The 14,397-nt window shown below is 66.2% G+C and carries 18 protein-coding genes; 6 read left to right on the forward strand and 12 right to left on the reverse strand.

Annotated features, from left to right (window positions below; genetic code table 11):
• Window positions 1–82 precede the first annotated feature (82 nt).
• Window positions 83–370, reverse strand: coding sequence for a hypothetical protein (locus AKI01S_RS38430; protein ID WP_067829668.1), 288 nt, complete (start codon window positions 368–370; stop codon window positions 83–85).
• 332 nt (window positions 371–702) lie between these two features.
• Between AKI01S_RS38430 and AKI01S_RS38435 the strand changes: the two genes are divergently transcribed.
• Window positions 703–1,512, forward strand: a complete 810-nt coding sequence (locus AKI01S_RS38435; protein WP_067829671.1) for a hypothetical protein — start codon at window positions 703–705, stop codon at window positions 1,510–1,512.
• Between the two features lie 249 nt (window positions 1,513–1,761).
• Here AKI01S_RS38435 and AKI01S_RS38440 read toward each other — a convergent pair whose 3' ends face one another.
• From AKI01S_RS38440 to AKI01S_RS38465, 7 genes are all read right to left on the reverse strand, one after another.
• Window positions 1,762–2,907, reverse strand: coding sequence for a site-specific integrase (locus AKI01S_RS38440; RefSeq protein ID WP_067829674.1), 1,146 nt, complete (start codon window positions 2,905–2,907; stop codon window positions 1,762–1,764).
• A complete protein-coding gene (locus AKI01S_RS49795; protein ID WP_084000662.1) occupies window positions 2,885–3,061 on the reverse strand; it encodes a CopG family ribbon-helix-helix protein in 177 nt (58 codons plus the stop codon). Before AKI01S_RS49795 ends, AKI01S_RS38440 begins: the two co-directional genes overlap by 23 nt.
• A 156-nt stretch (window positions 3,062–3,217) precedes the next feature.
• On the reverse strand, window positions 3,218–3,442 hold the full coding sequence (locus AKI01S_RS38445; protein ID WP_067829677.1) for a helix-turn-helix domain-containing protein: 225 nt from the start codon (window positions 3,440–3,442) through the stop codon (window positions 3,218–3,220).
• A 97-nt stretch (window positions 3,443–3,539) separates the two neighbouring features.
• Window positions 3,540–5,282 carry an FtsK/SpoIIIE domain-containing protein gene (locus AKI01S_RS38450; protein ID WP_245681949.1) on the reverse strand — a complete coding sequence of 581 codons (1,743 nt, stop codon included), beginning with the start codon at window positions 5,280–5,282 and terminating at the stop codon, window positions 3,540–3,542.
• A gap of 59 nt (window positions 5,283–5,341) precedes the next feature.
• On the reverse strand, window positions 5,342–5,686 hold the full coding sequence (locus tag AKI01S_RS38455; RefSeq protein ID WP_067829679.1) for a hypothetical protein: 345 nt from the start codon (window positions 5,684–5,686) through the stop codon (window positions 5,342–5,344).
• A 26-nt stretch (window positions 5,687–5,712) separates the two neighbouring features.
• Window positions 5,713–5,901 (reverse strand): hypothetical protein, encoded by a 189-nt coding sequence (locus AKI01S_RS38460; protein WP_067829682.1) that lies wholly within the window; start codon window positions 5,899–5,901, stop codon window positions 5,713–5,715.
• 174 nt (window positions 5,902–6,075) lie between these two features.
• A complete protein-coding gene (locus AKI01S_RS38465) occupies window positions 6,076–6,285 on the reverse strand; it encodes a hypothetical protein (RefSeq protein ID WP_067829685.1) in 210 nt (69 codons plus the stop codon).
• A 181-nt stretch (window positions 6,286–6,466) separates the two neighbouring features.
• Between AKI01S_RS38465 and AKI01S_RS38470 the strand changes: the two genes are divergently transcribed.
• Together AKI01S_RS38470 and AKI01S_RS38475 are read left to right on the forward strand one after the other, a co-directional pair.
• A complete protein-coding gene (locus AKI01S_RS38470; protein WP_067829688.1) occupies window positions 6,467–7,213 on the forward strand; it encodes a helix-turn-helix domain-containing protein in 747 nt (248 codons plus the stop codon).
• 2 nt (window positions 7,214–7,215) lie between these two features.
• Entirely contained in the window at window positions 7,216–7,692 is a 477-nt protein-coding gene (locus tag AKI01S_RS38475) for an NUDIX domain-containing protein (RefSeq protein ID WP_067829691.1), read from the forward strand.
• A gap of 5 nt (window positions 7,693–7,697) precedes the next feature.
• Here AKI01S_RS38475 and AKI01S_RS38480 read toward each other — a convergent pair whose 3' ends face one another.
• The 3 genes from AKI01S_RS38480 to AKI01S_RS38490 form a co-directional block, all read right to left on the reverse strand.
• Complete coding sequence (locus AKI01S_RS38480; RefSeq protein ID WP_084000665.1) at window positions 7,698–8,252, reverse strand: HD domain-containing protein; 555 nt, start codon at window positions 8,250–8,252, stop codon at window positions 7,698–7,700.
• A gap of 53 nt (window positions 8,253–8,305) precedes the next feature.
• Window positions 8,306–8,770, reverse strand: coding sequence for a GntR family transcriptional regulator (locus AKI01S_RS38485; RefSeq protein WP_067829694.1), 465 nt, complete (start codon window positions 8,768–8,770; stop codon window positions 8,306–8,308).
• Between the two features lie 540 nt (window positions 8,771–9,310).
• Entirely contained in the window at window positions 9,311–9,634 is a 324-nt protein-coding gene (locus tag AKI01S_RS38490) for a hypothetical protein (RefSeq protein WP_067829697.1), read from the reverse strand.
• A gap of 181 nt (window positions 9,635–9,815) precedes the next feature.
• Between AKI01S_RS38490 and AKI01S_RS38495 the strand changes: the two genes are divergently transcribed.
• Both AKI01S_RS38495 and AKI01S_RS51260 read left to right on the forward strand, forming a co-directional pair.
• Window positions 9,816–10,559: a helix-turn-helix domain-containing protein gene (locus AKI01S_RS38495; protein ID WP_067829700.1), complete on the forward strand. Its 744-nt coding sequence runs from the start codon at window positions 9,816–9,818 to the stop codon at window positions 10,557–10,559.
• Between the two features lie 110 nt (window positions 10,560–10,669).
• Window positions 10,670–11,836: an AlbA family DNA-binding domain-containing protein gene (locus tag AKI01S_RS51260; protein WP_157420468.1), complete on the forward strand. Its 1,167-nt coding sequence runs from the start codon at window positions 10,670–10,672 to the stop codon at window positions 11,834–11,836.
• A 498-nt stretch (window positions 11,837–12,334) separates the two neighbouring features.
• On the opposite strand, the gene AKI01S_RS38500 is transcribed toward AKI01S_RS51260, so the two are convergent.
• A complete protein-coding gene (locus AKI01S_RS38500; RefSeq protein WP_067829703.1) occupies window positions 12,335–12,910 on the reverse strand; it encodes a TetR/AcrR family transcriptional regulator in 576 nt (191 codons plus the stop codon).
• A 76-nt stretch (window positions 12,911–12,986) separates the two neighbouring features.
• Here AKI01S_RS38500 and AKI01S_RS38505 point away from each other — a divergent pair, with 76 nt between their 5' ends.
• The gene (locus tag AKI01S_RS38505) at window positions 12,987–14,369 is read left to right on the forward strand and encodes an amidase (RefSeq protein ID WP_067829707.1); all 1,383 of its coding nucleotides are present in this window, start codon (window positions 12,987–12,989) and stop codon (window positions 14,367–14,369) included.
• Window positions 14,370–14,397 lie beyond the last annotated feature (28 nt).

A 14,397-nucleotide genomic window follows, 5' to 3' on the forward strand; every position in this document is an offset into this window, starting at 1 on the left:
AGTGAACGGCTCACGTCATAGAGCGGTTCCGCCCCGCGAAGGGCGGAACCGCCTAAGGGTCATGCGGGGACGGCCGGCTGGGTCAGTCGGCAGCGCTGGTCACGCCCGACGACGTGGCCCCGTACGGGCCGGCGGTCTTGACCTTCTTGCTGTAGAAGACGCCGTCGTCGTCCTTGTACTTGCCCTTGTACTTGCCGTCGTGCTTGCCGTCGACGGCGCGGGAGACGACCTTGGCGGAGGTGGCGCCACCCGGCCCGGCCGCCTTGGTGCCCTGGCTGTGGTAGGTGTCGCCGGCCATGGCGGCGGGAGCGGTCATCGCCAGGCCGGCCGTGGCGAACCCGACGATGGCGAGCTTGTGCAGCGTTTTCATGTACCTGTTTCCCTCTCGTCCGCGTTAGACAGCGCGCAACGCGGTTGCGGTATCTGCATCGGACCGGCTCTCGGTGCTGCCGGACCGAAGTCGGCTTGCACGAACTTCATTACCCATCGGAGTCAAGCCAACACGGTGAGCGAGTAATAGTGACTTTGAATGATCATGGCCTGGAGCGGAGAAAGCATCCGCCGCGCTCTGGGCAGGTACTCCGCTCGCTCCCGCAATCGACCAATCGACACTCTCCGTGCGCGTTTAACCGCACCGAGTGCCGGTCAGGGTAGGGACGTCGCCTCTCACCGGCACAGGCCCATTCCACAGATAGGCAGAACATGCACCAGGCAAGTGACGACCCGAAGACGAGAGCGCTCCGGTCGCGCCCGGCGGCACGCGCCGCGGCGACGGCCGCCGCACTGGCGCTGGCCGCGACGCTGATGCCGAGCGCGTCGGCCGAACAGTCGGGCGCGCCCGACGTCAAGCAGGTGGCCTGCGGCGGCCTCGTGGGCGACGTCACGGCCCTGGCCAAGGCCTACCGCACCGGAGGCCACCACCGCCTGGGCAGCCGGTGCGCCTACACGCTCACCAAGCGCATGGGAAGGAACTCCGCCCTGCCCACCGTCACCAGGAACACCACCATCGAGGGGAACGGCGCCTCCATCACCTGGGCGGGCGACGAGTCCGTCAGGGCGATGTTCGACGTGGCCCCGGGCGCCCGCCTGACCATGTCCAACCTGAGGATCTCCCCGGGCGCGAACGGCGCGGCCCCCGCGGTGAACCTCGGCCGGGGCGCCGTGCTCTCCCTCACCGACAGCAGCGTCTCGGTCAGGATCACCTCCGCCGACGCCGCCCTGTCGTCCTCCCAAGCGGCGGTCATCGCCGCCGACGGCTCCTGCACCGCGAAGAGCACCTCGTTCGGCTCCGACCCCACCGACACGATCGTCTTCACGGGCCCGGAAGGAGCCGAGGTGCCGGCGCCGGCCGCCGTCACCCCGTTCATCGCCCCCTCGGACGACGACCCGACAGCTCCGTCCGCCGACACCTCGTGCGAGACCGCCAAGGGCAAGTCCGTCACCCTCATCACCAACTCCAAGGGCGCGACCAGCACCACCACGACGAAGTGCTGCGCCACGTCAGGCCACTGACCCCACCGGCACAAGTCGGCTTGGTCCACCCCAATTCGACCTTTTCGGGCGTCTCCTCTGGTCCTCTCCCCTGCTTCCGCAGGTGAGAGAGGCACCGGCCGCTCCACCCGAACAACGCGCACGACACCCGGAATAAGCCGTCCTCAGCCCTTCCCTAAGCGAGGGGTAGGGAGCGATCTTGTGGGGATCGAGGTGAGGGGGCTGACCTGCGACGTTCGTTGATCAGGGGAGCCAATCGGGGAGCCACGCCTACGCGGACCTGTCGGCCGTGCTCCCGAAGATGACGTTCATGTGCTCCGCGCCTTCGCGGATCTCGGGGCGGAGCTGGTGACGGTAGACCGTCTCCGTGGTCTTGGTGTCACGGTGTCCGACGAGGACGCTGATCTTCTCGATCGGAACGCCCTGGTCGCTCATGATGGACACGAAGGTGTGCCGCAACTCGCGCGGACACCACTCCGCAGCGTTCAGGCCCGCCGCCGTCAGCACATGGCGGAAGCGGCGGCGGACCTGATGAGCGGCGTACGGACGGCCGTCCTCCTGGCAGAAGACGAGATCGTTGTCCTGGTACGCCTCTCCGGCCTTGAGTTTCTCCGCAGCCTGCCGAGTCCTGTGGGCGCGGAGAGCCTCAACGGCCATGTCGGCGACACCGAGCCCTCGGCGGCTCAGCTTCGTCTTGGTCTCGCCCTTGTGCCGGTCGGCACGCAGGACGTAGACGGTGGCCTTGTCGAGATCGAGGGCGCTCCACTGGAGTTTGCGGAGTTCCTCGGTGCGCAGACCCGAGACGATCGCGAGGATCACGTACGCCCCGAGCCGATGCTTGGGCTTGGCGGCCTCGGCGAGGACCGCTTTCGCCTGTTGCAAGGTGAGTGAGCGTGACGGGCGGCCAGGTTTGCCCTCTGGCGTGTCCACCAGTTCGGCGACGTTCCGGCCGACCTTGTCACGGCGCGCGGCCCGGCGAATGGATCGTTTGAGGATGCTGTGAGCGATGCCCAGTGAGGACGTGGTCAGGTGCTCTGACCTCCCGTTGAGCCAGGTCTCGACGTCGTCCGCCGTGAGGTCTTCCAGACGGATACCGCCGATGAACGGGATGATCTGGTTGTCGATGAGGGAGCGGTAGGTCTCGATCGTGTTCGGTGCCTTGCCGCTCTTGGAGAAGGCGGTGAGGAAGTCGGTGACCGCGTTCCGCACGTAGTAGTGCGGATCGGGCTTCACCCCTTCCTCAAGGTCCTTGACCGCCTTCTTGAGCTTGTCGGTGACTGCGGTCTTGGTGCGGCCCTTCCTCTTGAGCCGCTTGCGCTTGCCGTTGGGACCGATGCCGAGTTCGAGGGCTCCGGTGTACCCGTTGCCCTCCTCGTAGATCGACCCCTCGTACTTACCGATCAGGATCTTGGTCAAGGGCTGGCTCCTCGTGCCGGTCGAGGTACTCCTTGATCGCTTTCCTGATGACCCATGACACGTCGCGTTCCTGCGAGGCGGCGTACGCGGTGAGGCGTTCCTTGAACGCCTTGTCCACGCGAACCGGGGGCAGGGTCGTCCTGTCGTCGGCCATGTGTGCGTCTCCTCTCGGTCGGTGCTGTGGTGAGTCTGCCGAGTCGAGAGCGCGCTCGCGTCGATGGAGTTATCAAGAAGCGCAGCCTCGGGGCCTTCCCCTGCGGGGCGCGCCCCGAGGCATCTGTAGAACAGCGTAGAACACTGTGCTACGCCGTCAAGACTTCTCTTCGAGGGACGCGATGAACTCGGCCAGGTGCCGGTCGGTGATGCGGCGCAGCTTCCCGATCTTGATGCTGCGGAGACGGCCGGTGCGGATCAGCGAGTAGACCTTGTCGCGACCGATCTGGAGGATCTCGGCGACCTGTTCGACGGTGTACGCCTGCATGATCACCTCCTTCTCCCGAGTGCTCTCGGGCGTGGCGTGGGGCGTGGCGATCATCTCCGTTCGTTGCAGAGAGTGATTGTCTACGTCTTCGTCTAAGGCTCGTCTATCCGCCATACGTGCAGGCGCGCGCGTAGACATAGACGTAGACAAGTCACCCAACGTGTTCGTGTGCGGCGCGCCAGCGGCCTCGGGAGACCTGGGTGACGCGGTCGGCGTCGGCGAGTTCGCGAAGCCGTTGGTAGATCCACGGACGGCTCATGCCGGTCGCCTTGACGAGGTGTGCGACGGGGATGCCCTCCTCCGGCGCGCCGGTCAGCAGCGTCCACAGAAGGTCTTCGGGAACGCTGTGCGGCTCTGCGCTGGATAGCGCGGTGGTCGGCTCATCGGAGGGCAGGGAGAGGCCGGCCTGTGCTTCCTCGACCGCCGTGCGCGAGACGTCATCCAGGCAGGGGCGCATCTGCGCGTGCCGTTCGGCGGTCCGCGTCACGGTCTCGTCGGTGAGCAGGTAGGCGCGGGCACGGCGGGGTGTGTCGTGTTCGGGTGCCGACAGCAGGAACTTGCCGGGGGCGTTGAGGGTGTGGGCGTGCCATCCGGCGTTGAGCATGCCCTGTCCGAGGATGAGATCGACGTCCCGGCGTTCCCGGACGCGGAAGCTCACGCGAACGTCCATCTGCGAGCGGACCGCGCCCTTGCCCATGGCCTTCTGCGTGGGCCGCTGCGTCGCGGCGATGAGGGTGACGGCAACGGCGCGTCCGCGTCGGGCGACGGAGTCGGCGTCCCCGATGCTGTCGGGAGCTTCCTCGGCGAGTTCGGCGTACTCGTCGATGACGACAACGAGTGCGGGCATGTCGGGGGTCGGCTCCCACACACGCCGTCCCCGCGCGGCCAGGAAGGACGCGCGGGCCTCCAGAACAGCCACAGCGTCGCGCAGCAGGGCGCGGGCTTGTTCGGGAGTGGTGGCAAGACGGTCGATGCAGGAAGCCCACGGCTGGAGCTCCATGCCTCGTTTGAGGTCGATCGCCCAGACCACCACGTCACGACAGGCGGTGAGGTTGCCCATCAAGACATTGATGCCGCCGCTCTTGCCCGAACCCGCTACGCCACCGATGAGGCCGTGACGGCGCAGGAGCAGTACCCGCGCGGCCGTGGCGTCCTCGAACGGCCCCAGGTCGATCGGCTCGTTGATGGAGGACACCGACGGTCCGGGCCATGGGATGGCGTCGGCGTGCGGGTCGGTGTCCAGTACCCGTAGCTCGAAGCGGTTGGCCTTGTCGTCGCGTGTGGGGGAGACGCGCACCGCGCCCCGGAACGTCCCCAACGCTGATTCGATGGCGGGTATTTTCGCGATGACGTCGGCGATCGTCTGTCCGCGTGCCAGCGCGAACCGGGCGCGCCATCCCCACACGTCCACCACGGCCGACTGAACGTGCGAACCGGGCAGCCCGATCGCGTGGGCGGTCTCTGGCCATGCCGAGAGCTGCCGATCGACGCGGACCTTGGCGCGTCGCCTGCGGTGCGCCCACCACGGCACGGCGAGCACGACCGTGCCGCCGATGAGCAGGTGCGGAAGCGGCTGGTAGCCGATGCCGAGAGCGGTCACGGCGGCGAGCCAGCATCCCGCGCTCATGGCCACCGTTGCGGCGTAGAGGCGTTCGGCACGGCGGACGAAGCCGATGCGCTCACCGAACAGCGCGAGCGCCCATGCAGTGACCGTCGCAGCCGTCAGAAGGTACGGCCACCATTCGGCGTGTGTGAGGTGCAGCGCCACGCCCACAGAGGCGAGCACGGCGGCCAGGTAGAAGGGCGCGACCTCGGACCGGTACTGCCACAGCACGCGGCCGATGAGCACCACGACCAAGTCGGGAAGCTGCTCGTCGCCGTTGATGACGATCATCGGCTGAAGCCCTTGACGGCGCATCTTGCGGGCATGTCGCCGCATCTGCCGGGAGCGGGTCACGAGCGCCCCCACGGGTCCGGCGGAAGATGCCCCTGCGCGCGCAGCTCATCGCGCAGGTAGTACAGCGGGTCAGACTCGGCGTCACGGGCCGCGCCGAGCGTGGCGCGGCCCGCTGCGACGAGGTTGGCGTACCGGTGGCGCAGAATGACCGACTCGTTGCGCAACCGGCTGATCTCGGCGGCCAGGCGGGGAACGATGGCGAGCGCGTCATAGATGCGCGCCCACAGATGGGCGATGGACGGCATCGCGTCGGACAGCGACGACACGATCTCGCGTGCGGCGAGGTTGTTGGCTCGGACCTCCTGAAGGTTGACGTTGGTGTACCGGGGGACGTCGGTCACTAGGCATCCCTCCTTTCGGTCGGGGTTCAGCGGCTCGACAGGTAGCCGACGACGGTGGCCACCAGGTGGCGGATCTCCGGGGCGGCGCTGGTGGCAGCGAGGAAGAACCCGAACAGCAGACAGACGAGGATGTGCCAGGCGCGTAGCCCCATGTAGCGCCAGGCGATCAGGACGACCGCGCCGAGGATCACCACCAGGGGCACAGAGACGGTCATGGGTGGGTGCGCCTCCCTTCGACAGTCAGAGCCAGAGGTCGGGGTAGCGGGATCCGGCGCGGCGACGCTGCCAGCGGGCGCGGGCGCTGCACTTGCGGCAACGGCGGCCGGGGCTGTCGGTACGGGCACCGCAGGTACAGGAACAGGCGGTGATGATGCGGGGCATACGCATGCTCATCGCCCCGCCTTCACGCGCTCGCGCTGGACGCCGCTGGTCTGTGTGCGCAGCACGCGGCGCGACGCCGAACCGGCGAGGGAGGACGAGGAACCGGAGCGGGAGTGGCGGCGCTCCTCGGCGTGGATGCCGATGACCAGCATCGCGAAGATGCCGCAGACGGAACCGGCGAGGAAGACGGCGATGAGGGCGGCCAGGACCAGGATCATGGGGCGATCCCTCCTCTCGTAAGGCCCGTGTCCGGCGGGGGCGGCTCGGGCGGTCGGTGTGCCTTACGAGATCGAGAGTGCGCCTGACGTGCGGGACGAGATCACTACATGACTGGACCTGTTCAAGACGTCCTCGTAGGCTTGTCCGCGTCCTGAGACGTCCTTTGATCTGGTCGGGTGCATGGCGAACGAACGGTTGCGGGCCGCGTTGCTGGAACGAGGGCTCACCGTGGCCACGCTCGCCGAGCACATAGGCGTTGACCAGAAGACCGTCGAACGGTGGATCACCAAGGACCGCACCCCCTACCGAAGGCACCGTTTTGCTGTGGCTTCGCGTCTGGGAGTTGATGAGACGTACCTGTGGCCGCAGGCCCTGACGTCCGACGAGACGGCGGCGGCGTCCAACAGCGAACTCATCACGATCTACCCGCAACGCTCGTCGGTCCCTCGGGACGTGTGGGGACGAGTTTTCGCGTCCGCCGAACGCGAGATCGGCGTCCTGGTCTACGCGGGACTGTTCCTGTCCGAGGACAACGGCGTCTTGCGCACGTTCGCCGATAAGGCCAAGGCGGGCGTGCGCGTACGCATCCTTCTCGGCGATCCCGACAGCCCGCAGGTTGCCGAACGCGGAGCGGACGAGGGCGTAGACGAGGCCATGGCGGCGAAGATCCGCAACGCCCTCGTGCTCTACCGCCCGTTGCGCGGGATCGAAGGCATCGAGTTCCGGTTTCACCGCACGGTGCTCTACAACTCGATCTACCGCGCGGACGACCAGCTTCTCGTCAACACGCACGTCTACGGGGTGACCGCTCCCTACGCGCCGGTCTGGCACCTGCGCAAGATCCCGGGCGGGGAACTGGCGAGCATCTACCTTGAGAGCTTCGAGCGCGTCTGGGAGCGCGCGACGCCACTGGAGCAGGAGGGCTGACGGTGGGCCGTAGGATCGACTACTACGACGACCCTGACGCGCCCAAGGCCAACAGCCTCGTGCCGTCCGTGAACGTCGTCGTCACCAACGACGAGGGCGAGATCCTGATGATCCGGCGCACCGACAACGACAACTGGGCGCTCCCAGGCGGAGCGATCGACCTCGGCGAGTCCATCGCCGAGGCTGGCGTTCGGGAGACCCGGGAAGAGACCGGTGTCGAGTGCGAGATCACGGGCTTGGTGGGCCTCTACAGCGATCCCAAGCACCTGATCCACTACACCAGCAATGACGAGGTCCGTCAGGAGTTCTCGATTGTCCTGACGGCGCGTCCCACCGGCGGCGAACCCCGCACGAGCGACGAATCCCGAGAGGTTGTCTGGGTGCCGGCGGACGAGGCGCTCGACCGGCGCATGGACCGCTCAATGAAGGCGCGCATCGGCCACTACCTGGAAGGGCGCGAGCGGCCGGTCATCGCCTGAACAACTCAGGAGACGGCCAACATCTGATCCTGTACACGGTGCACGGCCGTGATCAGGATGGGGGAGGACTCGGTGATGGCGCGGGCCACTAGGTGGCCGTCACCGTAACGCGCGAGGATCTCGGCAAGCCGCTCCTCGACGGGAAGGTACTCACCGTCCGGGCTCGTGGTCATGTCGCAGTAGATCAGCGCCTCGATCAGGTCCGGCGGCGTGTCGCCGAACTCCGCCGTCAGCATGTCGGCAAGCCCGCGCTCACGAGCCTCGATCACAGCGCATGAGTGATGGGCAACGAGACGGCACAGGTGTTCGTCGGCCTGGTGGACGTCGCGGAGGTACCGGGCTCCGTCGAGAGGGTGGAAGCCGGTGACGACCAGGTCCGGCGCGTAGCCGACGTCATGCAGCCATGCGGCGGCCTCAAGGAGGTCGGCGTCGTCGCCGAGGATGGGCGCGAGGCTACGAGCCTGACGCGCGACTCCCTGAGTGTGTGACCACCTGCGCGGAAGGGGAGCTTCGAGGTGCTGACGTGCGACTTCGCGAGCCCACTTGGCGATGCTGTTCATGTTCTCGACGCTACGGGCACGGCGGCGAACGTCCACGGACGTCGGCGGATCATCTAGGGACGTCTCGGCAGTACGAAGCGTCCCTTGCCGTGCATGGTTTCCACCAGGCCATCGCCCTCCAAGACGGCGAACGCCTGTCGTGCGGTGAAGCGGGTGACGCCGTATCGCTTGCTGATCCGTGCCTCGCTGGGCAGCGCATCACCCGGCGCGAGCGTGCCGTTGTTGATCTGTGCGCACAGATCGGCGGCGATGCGTTCGTGCTTGGGGCGTTGCTTGCCCTGCTCAGTGGCCTCGGGGTCCGGCACGAACCGTCCGACTCCGTTGACCACCGAGATCAGCCCGTCCGTCTCAAGCGCGACCAAGGCTCGACGCACGGTGTTGCGGCTGACCTTGAACTCACCACACAACGCGGCCTCGGAAGGGAGCCGGGTGCCAGGGGCGTAGGTGCCGTCGCTGAGGCGCTGCCGTAGGACAGCGGTGATGCGCAGGTACACGCCCCAGCTCGTACGGCGGGTCATGCTTCGGTCCTCTCAGCGTTCGCGCGGGAAGACGAGCGCGGGGTTCGGAAGGTCGGTTCCGAACCCCGCGCATCGGTAGGGGGACGGTGATCGATGGCTCAGCGTCTCCCCTCCCGACGCCGAGCCTTCCCGTCCCCGCGCGAGAGGCGGGAGGACGAGGCAGCAGCGAGCACCCACGGAGCCAGGAGAGCCGTAACGCGATCGGCTGCCTTGTCGGGCTGGCTACAGTCGGCGAGATACGCCCCTGTGCTGCTCCAGAACGACCACGTCACCGCGCCGCGTACAGCGGTGACGCTCTCGCCGATGGTGGGCGCGGCCGCATCGAAAACTCGCAGCAGAGGCGGGGAACTGCGGTAGCGGCGTTCGGTTCGCCAACCGGAGCGCTTAAGGCTGCGTTCCAAGCGGTTGAGGTGAAGACATGCATGTCCAACACGCCACTGCCGTCCGAGCCAGCCCGGAACGAGAGCCATGACCGGCTTCTCTTGAGGGATCGGCCGACAGACGGGGCTGATCCGAGGCGGAACGCCATCAGTGGCCGATTCAGCGCCGGGGGAGGTCACGAGACCACTCCTGACCCTTCGCTTCCGCCCGCCGCTTCTCCTTCAACAAGGTGGTGCGCAACTCGGCAGCCGTGTCGCGGATGACCGTGGGATCAACGCCTTGCCGTGGGTCGTGGAGGGTAGCGACCCAGCTCCCGAGACCCCCGTCCCAGCGAGGCGAGCGCCAGATGCGGTGACCAGGGAACTCGTTGCGGAGATCCTCAAGAGCCTCTTCCTCAGCGGACGGCTTGACATCCTCCGGTGTCGTCATAGCTCGTGGCGGTCGGTCGTCGCGGTCGCTGCTGCGCGGCCGGTCGAAGGACATGGTGACTCCTCGACGCAGAAGAACGAACGGAGCGACTCGCCAAGCCAGGCGCGGTTGCGGCGGCTCGGCGGGCTTGTGCAAGAGATTCGTTCGCGCGCCGGGACCTCTCTACTGACACCTAGGGACGTCTAGGGACGTCTTGTGTTAGCGTCGCCGGTGACACAGACTCCGAGGAGGTCCGGTGAGCGAGTTGTTGCGTCGTGCTCTCGCCGACGCCCGACTGACCGAAGAGGACGTGGCCGCCCGTGTTGGCGTTGACCTCAAGACGGTCCGCCGTTGGCTGGCTGGTCGCCTCCCTTATCCCAGGAACCGCCGGACGCTGGCTGACCTCCTGGACTCGCACGAGGACGACCTGTGGCCGCACGCTGCAACCCTCCGCGCTTCATTGCCCGAGGCTCCCGCATCCGAGATCCTCGCCACCTACCCGCATCGCTGGTCTGTTCCTCGGAGTGCTTGGCAGCGCCATTTCGAGAGCGCCCGCAGTGAGATCGGGATCTTGGCCTACGCGGGCCTATTCCTCGCGGAGGACTCCGGACTCCTGCGTGTTCTCGGCACCAAAGCTCGCGACGGTGTGACCGTCCGCATTCTGCTCGGCGACCCGGACGGCGCGCACGTCCCCGAACGCGGCGCGGAAGAGGGTGTGAATGAAGCGATGGCCGCGAAGATCCGCAACGCCCTCGTCCTTTACCGACCCCTTCTCGCCGTTCCCGGCGTCGAGGTCCGGCTACACGACACCGTGCTCTACAACTCGATCTACCGAGCGGACCGCGCCCTATTGGTCAATCCGCACATCTACGGCGTGGCTGCGTCCCACGCGCCTATTGTGCTGCTTCACCGCTTGCGAGACGGCGACATGGCTAGCACGTATCTCAACAGCTTCGATCTCGTATGGGAATCGGCGTCAACCCTCTCCAGAGATCGCTGACTTCGTCGGAGTCATGCTATCTTCCTCGAACTGGATTGACATATGTGCAGGTAGTTCCCAATCTTGGGAAGTTGGAAGCGCTATGGCGCTTTTCGATGCATACTGATGGCATGGCGAACCAGCGTGCATCAGACAGAGCTCTACTTTCCATTAAATTCGGTGAGTGCGATTTCTTTGTAAGTAATACTGGGAGTCGTTTCTTTAGCAACATTCATGGTGAAGGTATCGAATCTTTCAATATTTTTGATATCGGAAAATCGCTGATCGCATTTTCTGATTCAAATGAGAAATCGTCGGGAAGTTATATTTATGATGAGTTGCCGACCGGAGAAGCGGTTCTCGCCACACTTTTGGTGGAAAATCCGACGCCCTTGCCCTGGGATAGCTATGGCTTTTCCTCCTTGGACTTTACGTCTACTGAAGTTACGGGTCTCGGCATGGCCCTGGCTTCGGCGGGTTTTACCAGCAAGGATGTCGTGCTCGACGCAATCGCATCTACAATAGGACGCTATAACGCTAGAAACGTCGAGGTTCTAGGGATTGATGGAGAAACGTACACAAAGGTGGGGAAGGGGGCAAGAGAGTGGGAACTTTCGATGCAAATCGATGCAACGGAATTCGATGTTTCAAAAATCTGGCGCCTGCATCTAGAGTTGGGTTATTCAGTTTTTTACCTTGACAAAAATCCATCAAGTCCGAGGCAGGTTTTCGAGCTTGCAAAAACCGGAGGAATTGATCAATTGATTGGAATGAAAGAGTGTGGTTGGCTGGATGCAAAACAGTCGGCCTATGACTTGAAAGGAAATGGTGATATATGGAAGTTTGAACTAAGTCAAGATGTCGCAAGTTTCGCCAATGCCGAACAGGGTGGAATCATAATAGTCGGCATAGTGACTAAAAATATTAATGGGAGTGATGTGCTATTTGCGGTGCGCCCAATCCCCTCAAAGAGTGGACGCCTTCGCCAATATTACGATATTATTAGCTCTAGAATTTATCCTCCGATCGACGATCTGCGCATTGAGGGAATTCCTCTCGGTGGAGGGGAAATCATTTGCATCTATATACCGCCACAGCTTGATTCGCTTAAGCCATTCATTGTTGAAGGTGGCAGAGTTGGCAGAAAGTACCATGGCGGAGTTTTTTCAATCCCGCGCAGAAGAGGCGAGGATAGCATGGCAATGAGTGCTCGTGACCTTCATTCGCAAATAGCAATAGGACGTGCTTTTTTGAGGACCGGGAGTATTGATTTTAGGAATAGATCTGAAGGAAATTAGAGTAATGAATGAAGTGATTGGTCGAGTGGATGTGTTTTGGGCCCCATCGACGTGTGTGGATCTAGGGTTGGCCTCCTCGTCGGTCACAGCTTCCGTGGGGTTTCCCTAGAGCTGGCTCGCTGTGGGGCCTCTCGCTTGCTCTGGAGGGGAGCCAGCCCGGGGAGCCAACGCCAGTCGGCTTGGTTCGACTGGGGTCGACTGCCCCGGACGGCTCCGGTGGTCCCTTCTCTGTGTTTGTGCAGGTGAGCGGCTCGGCGATCGACTCTGCCGGATCGTCGCGGACGTTGCCGGAATAAGCCGTCCTCAGCCCTTCCCTAAGCGAGGGTTAAAGGGCTTCTCGGGGGTGGGGCGGCGGCTTAGCGTTCTTGGTGTCAGCAACGCAGAGCTACGGCGGAGGTACTGGCTGGAGAGTTGAGCGAACGTCGGCTGAGGGTCCGACTGAGGTTCCTGATTGAGACAGGTGACCGGCCCGCATGGCTCCGCTACCCCGCTCTGGAGCTATGCGGGCCGTTCGCTGTGCAGGGCGCCGTGCAGGAGGGTGCGGAACGCGTCGGCCGTGCCCGCCGCCGAGGCGTCGCCGGTGGCCAGGCGGCGGACCGCCAGGCCGTAGAGCATCGCCACCACGGCGGGGGCGTGCCGGTCGGGGTCGGGGATCTCCAGGGCCGTCAGGATGGTCGTCGCCAGGCGGTCGTAGGCGTCCACCGAGCGGATCGCGGTGGGCTGGACGTCGGGGTCGCGGGCGGCGTGGAGGTGGAGCTCCAGGTTCGCGATCTGCTCGGGGCCGTAGGCGAACTCGATGATCGCCTTCTCCACCTCGTCGGCCGCCTGGTCGGGGGTGATGTCGGCGTCGGTCAGGCGCGTGATGTGCGACCGGATGCGCTCGATCTCGGTGTCCACGAACGCCTGGAGGGCCTCGCGGAGCAGGTCGGTCTGGCTGGGGAAGTGGTAGGTCAGCGAGCCCAGCGAGACCTCGGCGGCCTTCGCCACGGCGCGGTTGGTCACGGCGCCGAGGCCCTGCTCGCCGATGAGGCGCAGGGTGGCCTGGAGGATGCGGTCGCGGGGTGGGGTGCTCACCGGATCCAGTCTTCCCCATCGCGGCCGGGATCGGTATCGTTCGTTCGAACGAACGATACCGTGGCGGTGGGATCTCATGGACGATCTGGGACTTGTGGGGCAGGCGGCGGCGCTGGCCGAGGGCGCGTTCTCCAGCCGGGAGCTGGTGGAGCACTCGTTGCGGAGGATCGAGGAACGCGAGGACCTGGGCGCCTTCCGGGTGGTGCTGGCCGAGTCCGCGCTGGCGGAGGCGGAGCGGGCGGACCGGCGGCTGGCGGCGGGGGAGCGGCTGCCCCTGCTGGGCGTGCCGGTTGCGATCAAGGACGACACCGACCTGGCGGGGGAGACCACGCCGTTCGCGGTGCGGGGGCGGCACCGGCCGGCGGCGGAGGACGCCGAGCAGGTGCGGCGGCTGCGGGCGGCCGGGGCGGTCATCGTGGGGAAGACCACGACGTGCGAGATCGGGCTGTGGCCGTTCAGCGAGTCGGCGGGGTTCGGCTGCGCCCGCAACCCGTGGAACCCCGAGTACACGCCCGGCGGGTCCAGCGGGGGATCGGCCGCCGCCGTGGCGGCGGGGATGGTCGCGGCCGCCGTCGGGTCGGACGGGGCCGGGTCGATCCGGATCCCCTCGGCCTGGACGGGGCTGGTCGGGATCAAGCCGCAGCGGGGCCGGGTCTCGGGTTTCCCCCGGCGGGACCCGTTCAACGGGCTGACGGTCTGGGGGCCCATCGCGCGCAGCGTCGAGGACGCGGCGCTGCTCCTGGACGTGCTCAGCGGGAGCCACCCCGAGGACGCCCACCGGCTCGACCCGGTGCGGACGCCGTTCGCCACGGCGGCCGGGAGGGAGCCCGGACGGCTGCGGATCGCGGTGTCGTTCCGGACCGCGTTCGGGGTCAGCGGGCGGCTCGACCCGGAGATCCGGGCGGCCGTGGAACGGCTCGCCCGGCGGCTCACCGAGCTGGGGCACAAGGTCTTCCCGGCCGACCCGGACTACGGGCCCATCGTGCTGGGGCTCGTGCCGCGGGGAACGGCCGGCGTCGCCGAGTGGCTGGACTCCATGCCCGAGGCCGAGCCCGAGCCCCGGACCGAGGCCGAGGCGATGATCGGACGGGTCGTCGGGCGGAGGCTGCTGCCGCTGGCCAGGAGGATGGACCCCTACCTGCGCGGGAGGGTCGGCAGGATCTTCCGGTACGCCGACGTCGTGCTGACGCCCACGACGGCCCGGCTTCCGCTAAGGGTCGGCGCGTTCGACGGGATGGGATACCAGAGGACCCAGTCGGGGGTGGCCGCCGCCTGCCCGTACGCGTGGACCTGGAACGTGCTCGGCTGGCCCGGCGTGAACGTCCCCGCCGGGCTCAGCGAGAGCGGGCTGCCCATCGGCGCGCAGCTGCTCGGGCACGACTCGGACGAGGCCACGCTCATCTCGCTGGCCGCGCAGCTGGAGGCCGCCGAGGGCTGGACCGAACGCCGCGCGTTCTAGGTCGTGTTTCAAAAGCCCTGGCCTACGG

Origin of the sequence: Actinomadura kijaniata NBRC 14229, from assembly GCF_001552175.1 — a bacterium.
Lineage (GTDB): Bacteria > Actinomycetota > Actinomycetes > Streptosporangiales > Streptosporangiaceae > Spirillospora > Spirillospora kijaniata.

Coding starts and splice junctions, on each gene's coding strand:
- AKI01S_RS38450 (WP_245681949.1), bottom strand. CDS start 5,282: ATGATCGTCATCAACGGCGACGAGCAGCTTCCCGACTTGGTCGTGGTG.
- AKI01S_RS38505 (WP_067829707.1), top strand. CDS start 12,987: ATGGACGATCTGGGACTTGTGGGGCAGGCGGCGGCGCTGGCCGAGGGC.
- AKI01S_RS38465 (WP_067829685.1), bottom strand. CDS start 6,285: ATGATCCTGGTCCTGGCCGCCCTCATCGCCGTCTTCCTCGCCGGTTCC.
- AKI01S_RS38460 (WP_067829682.1), bottom strand. CDS start 5,901: ATGACCGTCTCTGTGCCCCTGGTGGTGATCCTCGGCGCGGTCGTCCTG.
- AKI01S_RS38480 (WP_084000665.1), bottom strand. CDS start 8,252: ATGAACAGCATCGCCAAGTGGGCTCGCGAAGTCGCACGTCAGCACCTC.
- AKI01S_RS38490 (WP_067829697.1), bottom strand. CDS start 9,634: ATGTCCTTCGACCGGCCGCGCAGCAGCGACCGCGACGACCGACCGCCA.
- AKI01S_RS51260 (WP_157420468.1), top strand. CDS start 10,670: ATGGCGAACCAGCGTGCATCAGACAGAGCTCTACTTTCCATTAAATTC.
- AKI01S_RS38470 (WP_067829688.1), top strand. CDS start 6,467: ATGGCGAACGAACGGTTGCGGGCCGCGTTGCTGGAACGAGGGCTCACC.
- AKI01S_RS38485 (WP_067829694.1), bottom strand. CDS start 8,770: ATGACCCGCCGTACGAGCTGGGGCGTGTACCTGCGCATCACCGCTGTC.
- AKI01S_RS38430 (WP_067829668.1), bottom strand. CDS start 370: ATGAAAACGCTGCACAAGCTCGCCATCGTCGGGTTCGCCACGGCCGGC.
- AKI01S_RS38435 (WP_067829671.1), top strand. CDS start 703: ATGCACCAGGCAAGTGACGACCCGAAGACGAGAGCGCTCCGGTCGCGC.
- AKI01S_RS49795 (WP_084000662.1), bottom strand. CDS start 3,061: ATGGCCGACGACAGGACGACCCTGCCCCCGGTTCGCGTGGACAAGGCG.
- AKI01S_RS38445 (WP_067829677.1), bottom strand. CDS start 3,442: ATGATCGCCACGCCCCACGCCACGCCCGAGAGCACTCGGGAGAAGGAG.